Raw genomic sequence first — 13375 nt, 5'->3', positions numbered from 1 at the left:
GTCATGAAAACCATCGTAATCTGCTCCGGCGGATTGGATTCCGTTTCGCTTGCGCACAAGATCGCGACGGAACATGAGCTCGTCGGCCTCCTGTCGTTCGACTACGGCCAGCGGCACCGCAAGGAACTGGACTTCGCCGCCGCCTGCGCCAGGCGCCTCGGCGTGCCGCACCAGATCATCGACATTCGCGAGATCGGCCGCCATCTCACCGGCTCGGCGCTGACCGACGACGTCGACGTGCCGGACGGCCATTATGCGGAAGAGACGATGAAGACGACGATCGTGCCGAACCGCAACGCCATCATGCTGGCGATCGCCTTCGGCGTTGCGGCTGCCCGCAAGGCCGACGCGGTCGCGGCCGCGGTGCACGGCGGCGACCACTTCATCTATCCCGATTGTCGGCCAGGCTTCATCGCTGCCTTCCAGACGATGCAGAACCATGCGCTGGAGGGATATGCCGACATCACGCTCCATACCCCTTATGTCAACGTCTCGAAGGCCGATATCGTCGCCGATGGCGCGAAGCACGGCACGCCCTTTGCCGAGACCTGGTCCTGCTACAAGGGCGGCGCGCGCCATTGCGGGCGCTGCGGCACCTGCGTCGAGCGCCGCGAGGCCTTCCATCTCGCCGGCGTCGCCGATGCCACAGAATACGAGGATCCGGATTTCTGGGTCGCGGCGACGCGCGCCTTCGCTGCCGCGGAGGTTCGCTGATGTTCCGCATCACCAAGGAGTTCCACTTCTCCGCCTCGCACCAGCTCACGAGCCTGCCGCCCGAGCATCAATGCGCAAGGCTGCACGGGCACAACTATGTCGTCGAAGTGGAGCTTTCGGCCGAAACGCTGAACGAGCACGGCTTCGTGCGCGACTATCACGAGCTTGCGCCACTCAAGCACTATATCGACGAGGCATTCGATCACCGCCATCTGAACGACGTGCTCGGGCACGACCGGGTAACGGCGGAGTGTCTGGCACAGCATTTCTATGAGTGGTGCAAGGCGTGGCTTCCGGAGACAAGCGCCGTGCGCGTCAGCGAGACGGAGAAGACCTGGGCGGAATACCGGCCATGACCGTCACGCGACCGGCCGAGATCCGCGTCAGCGAGATCTTCGGCCCGACCATTCAGGGCGAAGGCGCGCTGATTGGCCTCCCGACGGTGTTCGTCCGGACCGGCGGATGTGACTACCGCTGCTCCTGGTGCGATAGCCTGCATGCCGTCGACAGCGCCTATCGCGACGAGTGGCGGGCAATGACGGTCGAGGAGGTCTGGAGCGAGGTCACCCGGCTCTCCGGAGGCGTGCCGGTGATGGTCTCGCTGTCCGGTGGCAATCCGGCGATCCAGCCGCTCGGGCCGCTGATCGACCGGGGGCATCGGGAAGGCTATCGTTTCGCCCTTGAGACGCAGGGTTCGGTTGCCCGCGACTGGTTCGCCAATCTTGACATGCTGGTCTTGAGCCCGAAGCCGCCCTCGAGCGGCATGGAGACGGACTGGGAGGCCTTCGATGCCTGTCTCCGCTCGTCCAGGGGCAAGCCCCAGACGGCCCTTAAGATCGTCGTCTTCGACGAGGTCGACTATGCCTATGCGCGGTCGGCGGCGGCGCGCCATCCGCAGTTGCCGGTCTATCTGCAGCCGGGCAACCACACGCCGCCACCTCCGGATGACGAGGTTGCGCCGATCGACATCGAGGGCGTGATGGAGAGGATGCGCTGGCTGGTCGACAGGGTGTCCGCCGACAAATGGTTCGAGGCGCGCGTGCTGCCGCAGCTGCATGTGCTCATCTGGGGCAACAGGCGCGGCGTATAACGATACCCAATCAAGACGCGCCCTGTGTAGCCAATTCCATCTCGGGCACGTCCTCTGCGAGGCGGACCGGTTTCAAGGCCGGGCCTTCGGCATCCTTGACGAGATGGATCACGCGTGAAAACAGGGCGCCGTTGCGCGGCGTGCGGCCGATCTTGACGACCGCCGTTTCCCTGAGGTCGGTCTCGAAGATCGAAAGCGCCCGCTTCAGCGCGTCGCTGTCCATGCTCTCCAGGGCTTCGTCGATGATCACCCAGCGCGGCCGCTGCAGCAATATCCGGGCAAAAGCCAGGAGGCGCTGGTCGTCGTCGCTGAGTTCGCGCTCCCACCGCGCCTCGCGGTCGAGCGATGCCGAAAGATGGTCGAGGCCGACCTTCGAGAGGGCGTCGACCATCTCCTGTTCGGCAAAGCCGTCGGCGCGAGGATAGGCCAGCGCATTGCGCAGCCGGCCGCGCGGGAAATAGGGGGCGCGCGGAATGAAGGCGACGGAGTCGTCGGCGGGCAGACCGACGCGCCCGCTGCCCCAGGGCCAGAGGCCGGCGAGGGCGCGGAAAAGCAAGGTCTTGCCGGCACGCGGATCGCCGCTGATGATGACGCGCTGGCCGGCGCCGATCTCGATATGCGGCTCGGCGAGCCGCGTTCGCCCGGAAGGGGAGACCACTTCGAGGTTGTCGAAGGTCAGGCTCGCCTTGTCGTTTTCGACGAATTCGATCCGCTTCTCCCTGTCGTGGAGAGTGTCCGCGATCATCAATGCGCGGCGGAAGGCGGCAACCCTCAAGAGCGTCGCACGCCAGTCGGCAATCGCGCCGATATTGGCCACGAACCATTTGAGCGAGGAGTGCACCTGATTGAAAGCGCCGACGGCCATCATCAGGCCGCCGAAGCTGATGTTGCCGGCGAAATAGACGGGCGCGGCGATCAGGATCGGTGCAACGACCGTCACCCAGCCATAGCCGTCCTGCACCCAGGCGAGATTGATCTGGGCGCGATAGATCTTGCGCACCGCACCGAGCACGGAGGAAAGATCGAGTTCTAGACGCCTGCGCTCGCCCGCTTCGCCACCCGCTAGCGAGATGGCGTCGATATGCTCGTTGACGTGCATCATCGAGAATCGCAAATCCGCCTCTCGCGCATAGCGCTCGCCGTTCAGCCCGATCAGCGGCCGCGCCACCAGCCAACTGAGGCACGAGGCCGAGCCGGCATAGAGGATCGCCGCCCAGACCATGTAGCCGGGGATCTCCAGCGACCGGTCGCCAATCTGGAAGGCGAAACCGGCCGAGAGCGACCACAGCACGCCGACGAAGGAGGCGAGCAGTATCGAGGATTGCACGAGGCCGAAGCCGAGATCGGTGGTGAGATCGGCGAGGTGGCCGGCATCCTCCTGCATCCTCTGATCCGGATTCACTCCGATCGCGCCGCCATTGGCCATGCGAAAGGCGCGGCGCGGCCGCATCCACTCGCCGATCAGGTCGAGTGTCAGCCCTTCGCGCAGCTTCAGCCGCACCATCTGGTTGAGCCATTGCTGGGTGACGTTGAACACCAGGAGAACGCAGGCGATGACGACGAACACCAGAAGCTGGTAGAAAAAGGCGTTGAGGTCGCGTCGCTCGATCGAGTCGAAGAAGGGTCGGTACCAGCGATTGAGAACGATTTGTCCGACGGCCGTGGCGATGATGACGGCGAGGCTGCACGCGGTTAGCCACAGGATCGCTTTGAGAACCGGCGAGGCGACGAAGGCGCGCCGCATCATGTCGAACTGCTGCCAGATGCTGCTGCCCTCTGGCGGTGCGGCCGGCGATCGGGGTGCGGTCTTCTTGCCGGTCGGTTTCTTCATCCTCAGTTCCTCCCTTCGAAGGGCACAGCCTGTCGGGCCTATCCCGACGGTCGGTACACCGCGCTCGTCGGCAAGCACGACGCATCAACAGACGGTTCAGGGTCTTTGCGATCTCGGTCGGTCCTGCTGAAGGTGCAGGCTCGCGGCGATACCGAATCAACGAGGTCGATGCCCCGCTCCAGGATCGGCGGCAATTGCTCGTCCTGTAAAAGTCGGAACGGTCGGAGACTGCCGTTGCTAGGCCCGCATTCGGGGGCGGGCGGCAGCCCGGGAAAGGCAAGTATACGACTGAATATCCGTAAATGCTGAAATGCAGCCAAATCAGTAACAACCATGTCGCCAGTGTACGGGCAACCGGCCCTCATGGAAACAGGTTTTGATATCAATTGGGGACGCGCAAGGCCGCTGCCGTGATCGCCTTACGAGCGCAATCGTCGCGGTGCGGCGTATTTCGGCTTGTTCATGTTACAACATTGACATAAAACGTTACCGCTTGTCCCAAGGCGCGTGTCACCCGCACTCAACCGCGAATTCGCATAGAATTTAATGCCTAGAGAAGGAGACATTTATGTCCATTTCACCCTCCAGCATTGGCCACAAGCCCGCCTCTGCCATAGTCGGCGGCGATATCGCCGCTCGCGTCAGGGCCGCTCGTGAGGCCGTCGGCTACAGTATCGAAGATCTTGCCGTCACCTGTGGTCTCGCCAATGCTGAAATCAGCGAAATTGAAAGCGGCATGGATAATAGTCCGGCAAAACTGAAGCGAATCGCCATAGCCCTTCAGGTGCCGATTTCGGACTTCCTGCCCGGCGAAATCTGATTGAACGACCGGCCGGCGAGATGCGTCGGCCGGGTCGCCCTCCGTTCCCCAATTCTTCTGAGATCGCTCATCGCCTCCGGCTAATGCAGGTGCCGGAGCTTGTCGGGGTTGCGCACGACATAGATCGCGGCGACGCTTCCGTTTTCGATTTCGAGTGCGGTCGTCTGGAGTTCGCCGTCGGCTTCGAGCGTGACGAAGCCCGGCAGACCATTGACGAAGCCGGCGCGAACGAGTTTCGAGCCGTTCTTGCGGAACAATCCCGCCAGATATTCGTGCACCTTCATCACCGCATCATACCCGATGATCGGCCGTATGGCCGCCGACCGCTTGCCGCCGCCGTCGGAATGGAGGCTGACATCGGCCGCCAGCATGGTGCCGAGCGCCTTCATGTCGCCGCTGCGCGATGCGTCGAAGAATGCCTTCGCCAGCTCGAGGCCGCGCTCCTTCTCGACCCGAAAGCGCGGCCGCGCCTCGCGGACATGGGTGCGCGCGCGGGCGGCGAGTTGCCGGCAGGCGGCCGGATCGCGCTTTATGGTCGTCGCGACCTCCTCGAAAGCCAGTCCGAACACGTCATGCAGCAAAAAGGCGGCGCGCTCGAGCGGCGAGAGGCGCTCCAGCGCCAGCATCAGCGGCAAGGTGACGTCCTCCTCTTCCTCCTCTTCCACGACAGGATCGGGGAGCCAGGGCCCCACATAGGTCTCGCGCTGGCGCCGGGCCGATTTCAGCTGATCGAGGCACAGCCGCGTCACGGTGCGACGCAGGAACGCCTCGGGCTCCCTGACCGCGGCGCGGTTGGCCCCCATCCAGCGGATGAAGGCCTCCTGCAGCACGTCCTCGGCATCGGCAACGGAGCCCAGCATACGATAGGCAACGCGCATCAGCTTCGGACGCAGCGGGTCGAAACCCGCCGCTGCATCTTCGTGCCCGGTGACGGCCATCAGGCGACCGCCTTGGCAGCGGCCGCTGCCGCGGCCGGATCGACCCATAGGCCGAAGCCGACCGCGAGGCGGTTCCAGCCGTTGATGACATTGACCATCAGCGTGAGCTTCACCTGCTCCTCCTCCGTGAAGTGAGCCTGCAGGGCCTGGTAGGCGCTTTCATGCACATGTCCTTCCGACAGCCGCGTCAGCGCCTCGGTCCAGCCGAGCGCGGCCCGTTCGCGATCCGTATAGCACGGCGCCTCGCGCCAGGCCGACAGCAGATAGATCCGCTGCTCGGTCTCGCCCTTCGCGCGCGCTTCCGCCGTATGCATGTTGATGCAGTTGGCGCAGGCATTGATCTGCGATGCGCGGATCTTGACGAGTTCGATCAGGCTGGCCTCGAGGCTCGAAGCGACGGCGAGCGAGGTGCTCATCCAGTTCTTCATGAGGGCGGGGGCGGCGGCGAAAGGATCAAGTTTGGCAGTCATGATGGCTTCCTCTTGTTGGTTACCACATCATGACGAGACGGGACCCTGCAAGTGTGACATGGACGCCGACTTTTTTATCTCCCATTGACGGCCTTAGACGTCGAAAAGCGTTAAGGCCATGGGATCGCTCGGATCCCATGGCCTTTGGCACTGGTTCGACAGGGGCGTCTATTCCGGCATATGGCCGTCGGCCAGCCGTCAAAACTCCTCCCAGTCCTCCGCCGCGGCTGCGGCCGTCGCCTTGCCGCCAAAGGCGCCGGCGATCTTCCGGCCGAGGGCGCGGGCAGGAGACGCGACCGGCTTGCTGTCCGGTGTTGCTGCACGGGCTGTCTGCGCGGGAGCCGAGAGCTGGGCGGCGGCGTCGAGCCGGAACTGACCGACGAGGTCGCGCAGTTTCGACGCTTCCTGCGCCAGCGAGACGGCAGCGGCGCTGGACTGCTCCACCATCGCCGCATTCTGCTGCGTCGTCTGGTCCATCTGGTTGACGGCGGTGTTGATTTCGGCAAGCCCGGTCGACTGTTCCCTGGCCGAGATTGCGATTGCTTCCATATGGGCATTGATCTCTACGATGAAGCCGCCGATCGTTTTCAATGCCTCGCCCGTGTCGCGCACCAGCTTGACGCCGCTCCCGACATCGGCGGAGGAGTTCTGGATCAGGCCCTTGATCTCCTTGGCGGCTTGGGCCGAGCGTTGGGCGAGCTCCCGCACTTCCTGGGCGACGACCGCGAAGCCCTTGCCGGCCTCGCCGGCGCGGGCGGCTTCGACGCCGGCATTCAGCGCCAGGAGGTTGGTCTGGAAGGCGATCTCGTCGATCACCCCGATTATGTTGGAGATCTGCTGCGAGCTCTCCTCGATTTTCTTCATCGCCCCTTCTGCCTGGGAAACGACCTCGGCCGAATGAACCGCCGAGTGATTGGCCCGGCTGGCGACGGTGCGGGCTTCCTCGGTACGCTTGGTCGAGTTGCCGACGTTCGCTGTGATCTGGTCCAGGGCCGCGGCGGTTTCTTCCAGCGAGGCGGCCTGCTGCTCGGTGCGCTTGGAAAGATCGTTCGCGCCGGACGAAATCTCCCTCGTGCCATTGTCCATGCTGTGCACCGAGACGGCGACGGCGCTGATGGTGCGGCTCAGTTGATCGACCGTCGCGTTGAAATCGGCGCGAAGCGGTTCGTATTCGGCCGCGAAAGCCGCATTGATCCGGCAGGCGAGGTCGCCATGGGCGAGCCGCTTCAATGCGTCGCCAAGCGTCGACGTCGCGAGACGCAATTGCTCCGCCTCGCGAGCGGTCCGCTCCTGCTCCGCCTGACGGTTGCGCTCGGCCGTGGCCCGCATCTCCTCGGACTGGCCCTCCAGTTCGCGAGCCTTGAGGCCATTGTCCTTGAAGACCTGAACGGCCGCGGCCATCTTGCCGATCTCGTCGCGGCGCTCGGTTCCCTCGACGTCAACGTCGAGATTGCCGCCGGCGAGAACCGCCATCAGGTCGCGAAGGGCGTTGATCGGTTTCACGATCCACGAATTTACAGCAAAATAGGAGGCTGTCAGAACAAGGGCGAGCCCACCGAACAGGATCAGGAGCGTATTGTTGCTGGTTGATGTCGAAACGATCGTGAGGTCGTCGCTGGCCTTGAGTGCGGCCTGCTCCAAAGTCCGTGTCTCGGTGACGATTTGCTCGGCCAGTTGTGGAAAGCCGGGTTGGCATTCGGTCGCGAATGTCTTGACCGCCGACATCGTTTCCATGGCATTCGTCGTTTTCGATCCTTGATCGAGGGCTCGTGCGCACTGCTTTTCAAGGATGTCCAGACCAGCCTGCTTGAATTCCGGGATATGTTTGTTCTCGGGACTTGCCTGCGCGGCGACGTCCATCAGTTCCGAGAAAGTCTGCTTGGCCCCGGCCAGTTCGGAGTTGGCTTGCTCGACCGCCTTGGGATCGGTCAGCATGATGCTGTCGGCAATCGCTGCTCGGGCTCGCTGCAAGGCCCGGCCCGCCGAGGCCATGTTTTGCGCTGCGCGAACCTGCTCGACGAGCAAATTCGAATAGCCGCCGTCAATCTTCATGATCTGTATTGAGGCGTAGAAGCCGGTGCCTAACGAAAACAAACCGAAGGCGCCGAGGATGACCAGCATCTTGAGAATAATCGACCAATTTTTCATTGCCTTGTCCTGAGCACGAATGAGAGAGGTTGGAGAGGCCCCTCAAATCATTCGAGCGGCAGGAGTCGCGAGAGGCTGCCTGAGGCAGCATTGGCGCCACGTTTCTGCATCAAGAGGTTGCGAAGATTAATGAAGCTTCACAGCTTTACCGAGAAGGCAGCGAAACCCTCGCGAATTGGATAGGAATGCGGAAATCGGATAGCTCCCTGTCTTGCCCCGCCGCCTGCAGTGGCGGGGCAGTGTCTCCGAGCGCTCGGGCGGCTCACTGCGATTTTTGCGGGTCGTCAGCCGGATTGACATACTTGATGCCCCACGGACCGTTGGTGGTAATCTGCACCACGGTCTCTTCATCGAAATAGGCAAAATGGGCCATGTTGGGCGGCAAGGCGAAGAAACTGCCTGCCGGCAATGCCTTGGCGGCACTCCGATCGGCCGTTTCGCCCATTCCCAGATTAATGGTCCCTGATATGACCGTGACCACTTCGTCCGCCGGATGCGTGTGCGGTGCGACCACATAGCCGGACGGGGCCTTCAGCCGAAGGGCGAACAAGCCTTCCTTGCTGGGATCGCCGAACAGGACTGCAATTTCTGCTCCGGCGGGCAATATCTTTGGCGCCGGCGCCCACTTGACATCACCGGGAGCGATCATTGTGTGCGCATCCTCTGCCGAGGCAAAGGTGACGATCCCGAAGAATACGGGCAATCCGACTGCACATATCGATGCGATTTTCATGATGGACCTCCCTCTGGCGCAGCCGCCTCGGCTGGGCGCCGGGCGGGCTCGCGAAACGTTTGAGGGTAAGCCCGCAGGCACCCTCCGGGCAAGCGTTCCCGATCATCGAGGAACCTTGCGCAAACGCCAGGCCGTCGCCTAACCTGTAGTAAGCGGCAGGCGTTGTGTTTACAGACACGACAAATAGGGATATCTATTATCCGTAATAGCTGTCGATCAGCATCGACCCGGTAATTCCCGATGATCCTGAAAAGTCAAGTGGAATGGGCACTGCATTGTTGCGCCATTCTCGCCGGCCTGCCCAAGGGCCGCTATCTGTCGACCAAGGCACTTGCCGAATTCCATGGGGTCCCGAAGGAATACCTATCCAAGGCGCTGCAAAGCCTGTCGCAGGCCGGGCTTGTGCATACGACGCTCGGACCTTCGGGCGGCTACCGTCTGGCCAGGACACCGGACGAGCTGACGTTCCTTGATATCGTCGAGGCGGTGGAGGGCAAGGCACGCACCTTCGTCTGCAACAATATCCGCGCCAACAACCCGTGCCGCCCGCAAGGCTATTGCGAAAGCGCCCCTTGCGCGGTGGCGCGCGTGATGTGGGAGGCAGACGAAGCATGGCGCGAAAAGCTCCGAAGCGTGCAACTGTCGGATCTCATCGACACCTTGGCGAAGGAGGTTCCGGCGGAGCTTTGGAAAAAAAGCTTCGAGTGGGTTCTAGAGCGTGCCGGTTGAGCGCGAACCCATGACGGCCTGCGGTTCTTTGTCCGGCGAAGTGAGCGCGTAGAGATAACTCTGGGGCGGCAGTGCGAAGGAGAGGCCACTTTCCTTGCAGTGACGGTCGACCTGATCGATGACTTCGTTTCTCGCCGCCGTTCGGTTGGCCGGACCAGCTACGCGAAACAGCAGCTCCGCTTCGATCGCCACAGCGTCGATTGCCTTGAGACCGACGCTGGGCGGCGGGTCCTGGACGATCCGCTGGCAGTCTTCGAGCGCGGTTCGCAGCACCTCCTCGACAAAGTGCGGCACATGCGTTGCCGCGATACGGACGGTCACGAAGATCTGATGCGTCTCGTCCGGGCGGCTGAGGTTGGTCAATCCAACCTTCGCCAGCGCGCTGTTCGGCAGGACGATGACATTGTTGGCGAGCGTGAGCAGATGGGTGGAACGCCAATTGTTTTCGACGACACGCCCTTCGGTTCCGTCGTCGAGCTCAATCCAGTCGCCAATGGCGAAGGGACGGCCAAGCGTCAGTGCGACGCCGGAGAACAGGTCGCCAAGCGTATTCTGCAGGGCAAGGCCGAGGATAATGGCGACTACGCCGGAGGTTGCCGTCAGCGTGCCGATCGGCGCACCGAAGACGAAGCCCATGATGGACAGTGCCACACCCAGATAGACGATGCCGATGATCAGGTCCTGAAACAGGCGCGCTTCTCGCGGCCTGCGGTCGAGCACGATGTAGATGCGCACGAATCCGATGGTCGCCCAGGCGAGATGCGTCCACCAGAGAACTCTTGCAGACGTCGCCAGGAATGCAGCGAGCCCGTTCAGATGTGCCTCGTCCACCCGGTGCGGCTGGATCCCGCTGAAGCCGAGTGTGGCGGTCATGGCGGTGAAAAACAGAATCTGGACGATCAACCGCGCGGTCGGACGCCCGCGCCCCTGCAGATGCCACACGACAATGCCGGCAATCCCAAGCAGATTGATCAGCAGGAACGGCAGAGAAAGAGGATCGGCGAACATGGCGGGCTCACTTGCAAGGATGTCCGGATCAAAAGCGGGGCCGGATGCGCCGCATGCGGCCCCACTTCAAGTCATTTCTCGATCGGGAAGGTCAACTCCTTCTGAGCGGTATCGACGACGAAGACCGCCAGCAGTTTGGCCGGCTTCGTCTCGCTGCCGTTTGCGCTCACGTCGTGACGGTCGCCGGGCATCTCAGAAAAACTCTCACCTGCCTGGTAGACCTTGGCCGGTCCGCCATTCACCTGGCTGCGGATGGATCCTTCGAGAACCGTTGCGTAGATGAAGGCGGAGCTCGGATGGGTGTGGGCTTCGGAAAACCCGCCGGGACCATATTCGACCAGAACGCCCCTGATGCTCTTGCCCGGAACGTTCGGCAATTGATGCTCATAGACGAGCGTAACCTTGTTGGCCTTGCCGGCGGGAGTGTCGTGGGCCGCGGCAGACCCGGAAATCACTGCCGTGGCTGTCACGGCGGCGACGATCGACTTCATCATCTCAAAGCTCCTGCATGGGTTGGACAGTGCGCCCGGGGGGGGCACGGCGCACCGGCATCCGGTCATTTCCGTGCCGAGGTTGCGAACCAATGTTCGAAATTGATCCGGCCAAGACGCGGATTGTTATCGGAAACGAGCGAGCCGTCCTCCAGCCGGGCTCCGAAGTAGCGTGCCTCGGGATCCGGCGTGACCTTACGGGCGTCGCCACTTGCCTTGAGATAGCGACCGACGAGGTCGCTCAGCCGCGACCGCTCGGGGCCGGCAATCTCAATCGTGCCGTTGACCGGCCGAGCAAGGGCAACGTCCGCCATGGCATCGGCGACGTCGTCGGAGGCGATCGGTTGCACATAGGCTGGCGACAGATGCACCGTGTCGCCGACGGTGCCGGACTGGGCGATACCGCCGAGGAACTCCATGAACTGAGTCGAGTGAACGATCGTGTAGGGAACGCCTGAACCCTTGATCAGCCGTTCCTGAGCAAGCTTGGCGCGGAAATAGCCGCTCTCCTGCAGGCGTTCCGTACCGACAACCGAAAGCGCGATGTGGTGCTTGACCCCGGCCGCTTTTTCCGCCGCAAGCAGATTGCGGCTAGACGTCTCGAAGAACTCCATCACCGCCTCGTCTTCGAAAGACGGCGAGTTTGCGAGGTCGATCACCACGTCGGTGCCCGCAAGCGCTTCGGCAAGTCCTTCGCCGGTGATGGTGTTGACGCCCGTGTTTGGAGAGGCGGCGATCACCTCATGACCCTGCTTGCGCAGGCGCTCGACTGTCTTCGAACCGATGAGGCCGGTTCCCCCTATGATGACGATTTTCATAAAAACACCTCCGTTGCGGCAGCATTCGCGCCGCGTGCTAGACGGGTCAGCGAAGGGCACAGAGTTAGTTCAGGCCGGCCTTGTCGAGACCGTAGAGCTTGTCGGCGGAACCGGGCACGTTCTTGAAGGAGATGCTGGCGCGATTCCATGCATTGATGACCATGATCGAGAACGTCAGGTCCGAGATTTCCTTCTCTGAAAGCTGGCCGCGCACCCGCTCATAGAGTTCGTCGGGGATGCCGCCTTCGGGCAGCCTCGTTACGGCTTCGGTCCAGGCAAGTGCGGCGCGCTCGCGGGGGATGAAAAGGTTCGACTCGCGCCAGATTGCAATGTGGTAAAGACGCAACTCGCTTTCGCCGTGAATTTTAGCTTCCTTCACATGCATGTCGAGGCAAAATCCGCAGCCGTTGATCTGCGATGCGCGGATATTGACGAGATCTCGGATCGTCTGATCGATGACGCTGTCTTTCAGGGTTATGCTGAGTTCCGAAAGCTTCTTGAAAAGCTCCGGCGATTGCTGGGCGTAGTTCAGGCGCTGGGGCATTGTTCTCTCCTCAATCAAGGATACCTGATATCCTTATGGATAGAGAATATCCGTAATATCTGGACAGTAAAGCCCTCGCCCCCTAAGCTGCCGACATAAGGCTTATGCGGGAAAGTATGGGGACGAGGATGGACATCGTATCCGCACTGCGAACCTTCCTCCGGGTCGCCGAGACTGGCTCGTTTTCCGCAGCCGCGGTCGACCTTAATCTGACGCAGCCGGCCGTCTCCCGGCAGGTATCGGCACTGGAAGCGCATTTGCACACCCGCCTTCTGCACCGCACGACAAGCGCAGTCGCCCTGACGGCCGAAGGCGAGCAGATCATTCCGATGGCGCTCAAGGTGGTCGAGGCGGTGGACGCGCTCGGCGACACCACCGGTGCCGATGGAACGATGGCTTCTGGCAAGGTACGGCTCACACTACCCGCGCCGCTCGGGCTTTATGTGAGCGACCGCCTCGCTAGCCTTATTGCCGGCCATCCCGGGCTCGCCGTCGAAATGATCTTCCGAGAGGAGCCGTCGGATCTGGTCGGGGAAGGGATTGATCTCGAGGTGCGCCTGGGGCCGGTCACGGACAGCAGCCTGGTGTGCCGCCGGATCGGCTGGACGACTGCCTTCCTCGTCGCAGCGCCCACCTACCTGGAAGGCCGAACGGGACCGCAATCGCCAGGCGATCTCACCGCCCATGAATGCATCTGCTACCGCCGGGCCGGCGACGGTCGTACCTGGTCGTTTTCCAACGGGGCGGACGAGATTGCCGTACGGATTGCACCTCGGTTGATCGCCAACAATGCAGTGGCCGTCCATCGCGCGACGCTGGCCGGCAGCGGCCTTGCGGTGCTTTCCCATATCCTCGCTTGCCCGGACATCGAGGCGGGCAGGTTGGTGAATGTGATGCCGGAGTTCCCACCGACTCGCCTGCCGATCAATGTCGTCTATCCATCGCGCCGCAACATGCCGCTGCGCGTCAGGACCGTCCTCGACTTCCTGATCGAGGCCGTCCGCCAAGATCCGTTGATGGTGTCCTGATTCGCCGGGTGAG

General features: G+C 62.6%; 15 protein-coding genes. 6 read left to right on the top strand and 9 right to left on the bottom strand.

The window, feature by feature from the left end; genetic code table 11:
- Positions 1–3 precede the first annotated feature (3 nt).
- From queC to queE, 3 genes are read left to right on the top strand one after another with little or no spacing between them, the layout of a single operon-like run.
- Positions 4–714: a 7-cyano-7-deazaguanine synthase QueC gene (gene queC / locus CO664_RS13130; protein ID WP_097525896.1), complete on the top strand. Its 711-nt coding sequence runs from the start codon at positions 4–6 to the stop codon at positions 712–714.
- On the top strand, positions 714–1070 hold the full coding sequence (queD, locus tag CO664_RS13125; protein WP_097525897.1) for a 6-carboxytetrahydropterin synthase QueD: 357 nt from the start codon (positions 714–716) through the stop codon (positions 1068–1070). Before queC ends, queD begins: the two co-directional genes overlap by 1 nt.
- Entirely contained in the window at positions 1067–1804 is a 738-nt protein-coding gene (gene queE / locus CO664_RS13120; protein ID WP_097539004.1) for a 7-carboxy-7-deazaguanine synthase QueE, read from the top strand. Before queD ends, queE begins: the two co-directional genes overlap by 4 nt.
- Positions 1805–1814: 10 nt before the next feature.
- Here queE and CO664_RS13115 read toward each other — a convergent pair whose 3' ends face one another.
- The gene (locus CO664_RS13115) at positions 1815–3635 is read right to left on the bottom strand and encodes an ABC transporter ATP-binding protein/permease (protein WP_097539003.1); all 1821 of its coding nucleotides are present in this window, start codon (positions 3633–3635) and stop codon (positions 1815–1817) included.
- Between the two features lie 568 nt (positions 3636–4203).
- On the opposite strand from CO664_RS13115, the gene CO664_RS13110 reads away from it, so the two are divergent.
- Positions 4204–4455 carry a helix-turn-helix transcriptional regulator gene (locus CO664_RS13110; RefSeq protein WP_097539002.1) on the top strand — a complete coding sequence of 84 codons (252 nt, stop codon included), beginning with the start codon at positions 4204–4206 and terminating at the stop codon, positions 4453–4455.
- A gap of 80 nt (positions 4456–4535) precedes the next feature.
- Here CO664_RS13110 and CO664_RS13105 read toward each other — a convergent pair whose 3' ends face one another.
- The 4 genes from CO664_RS13105 to CO664_RS13090 all read right to left on the bottom strand — a co-directional run bounded on the left by CO664_RS13105 (position 4536) and on the right by CO664_RS13090 (position 8744).
- Positions 4536–5393: a sigma-70 family RNA polymerase sigma factor gene (locus CO664_RS13105; protein ID WP_097539197.1), complete on the bottom strand. Its 858-nt coding sequence runs from the start codon at positions 5391–5393 to the stop codon at positions 4536–4538.
- Positions 5393–5863, bottom strand: coding sequence for a carboxymuconolactone decarboxylase family protein (locus CO664_RS13100; protein WP_097525899.1), 471 nt, complete (start codon positions 5861–5863; stop codon positions 5393–5395). The genes CO664_RS13105 and CO664_RS13100 overlap by 1 nt, the downstream gene beginning before the upstream one ends.
- Positions 5864–6061: 198 nt before the next feature.
- Positions 6062–8011 (bottom strand): HAMP domain-containing methyl-accepting chemotaxis protein, encoded by a 1950-nt coding sequence (locus tag CO664_RS13095; RefSeq protein ID WP_097539001.1) that lies wholly within the window; start codon positions 8009–8011, stop codon positions 6062–6064.
- Positions 8012–8273: 262 nt separating this feature from the next.
- Positions 8274–8744, bottom strand: a complete 471-nt coding sequence (locus CO664_RS13090; RefSeq protein WP_037419431.1) for a cupin domain-containing protein — start codon at positions 8742–8744, stop codon at positions 8274–8276.
- A 240-nt stretch (positions 8745–8984) separates the two neighbouring features.
- Here CO664_RS13090 and CO664_RS13085 point away from each other — a divergent pair, with 240 nt between their 5' ends.
- Complete coding sequence (locus CO664_RS13085) at positions 8985–9473, top strand: Rrf2 family transcriptional regulator (protein WP_037380395.1); 489 nt, start codon at positions 8985–8987, stop codon at positions 9471–9473.
- On the opposite strand, the gene CO664_RS13080 is transcribed toward CO664_RS13085, so the two are convergent.
- The 4 genes from CO664_RS13080 to CO664_RS13065 form a co-directional block, all read right to left on the bottom strand.
- On the bottom strand, positions 9456–10481 hold the full coding sequence (locus CO664_RS13080) for a mechanosensitive ion channel family protein (RefSeq protein ID WP_097539000.1): 1026 nt from the start codon (positions 10479–10481) through the stop codon (positions 9456–9458). The two genes, CO664_RS13085 and CO664_RS13080, sit on opposite strands and share 18 nt — an antisense overlap.
- 71 nt (positions 10482–10552) lie before the next feature.
- Positions 10553–10975 carry a cupin domain-containing protein gene (locus CO664_RS13075; protein WP_097525900.1) on the bottom strand — a complete coding sequence of 141 codons (423 nt, stop codon included), beginning with the start codon at positions 10973–10975 and terminating at the stop codon, positions 10553–10555.
- 62 nt (positions 10976–11037) lie between these two features.
- Entirely contained in the window at positions 11038–11790 is a 753-nt protein-coding gene (locus CO664_RS13070) for an SDR family oxidoreductase (RefSeq protein ID WP_037419443.1), read from the bottom strand.
- Between the two features lie 64 nt (positions 11791–11854).
- Positions 11855–12334 (bottom strand): carboxymuconolactone decarboxylase family protein, encoded by a 480-nt coding sequence (locus CO664_RS13065; RefSeq protein WP_097538999.1) that lies wholly within the window; start codon positions 12332–12334, stop codon positions 11855–11857.
- A 128-nt stretch (positions 12335–12462) separates the two neighbouring features.
- On the opposite strand from CO664_RS13065, the gene CO664_RS13060 reads away from it, so the two are divergent.
- Positions 12463–13362 (top strand): LysR family transcriptional regulator, encoded by a 900-nt coding sequence (locus tag CO664_RS13060; RefSeq protein WP_097538998.1) that lies wholly within the window; start codon positions 12463–12465, stop codon positions 13360–13362.
- Positions 13363–13375: the final 13 nt, after the last annotated feature.

It is taken from the genome of Sinorhizobium sp. NG07B, from assembly GCF_002532005.1.
GTDB classification, from domain to species: domain Bacteria; phylum Pseudomonadota; class Alphaproteobacteria; order Rhizobiales; family Rhizobiaceae; genus Sinorhizobium; species Sinorhizobium fredii_C.
The sequence above is the reverse complement of the archived record's forward strand: the minus strand, read 5'-3'. Positions and strand labels throughout refer to the sequence as shown.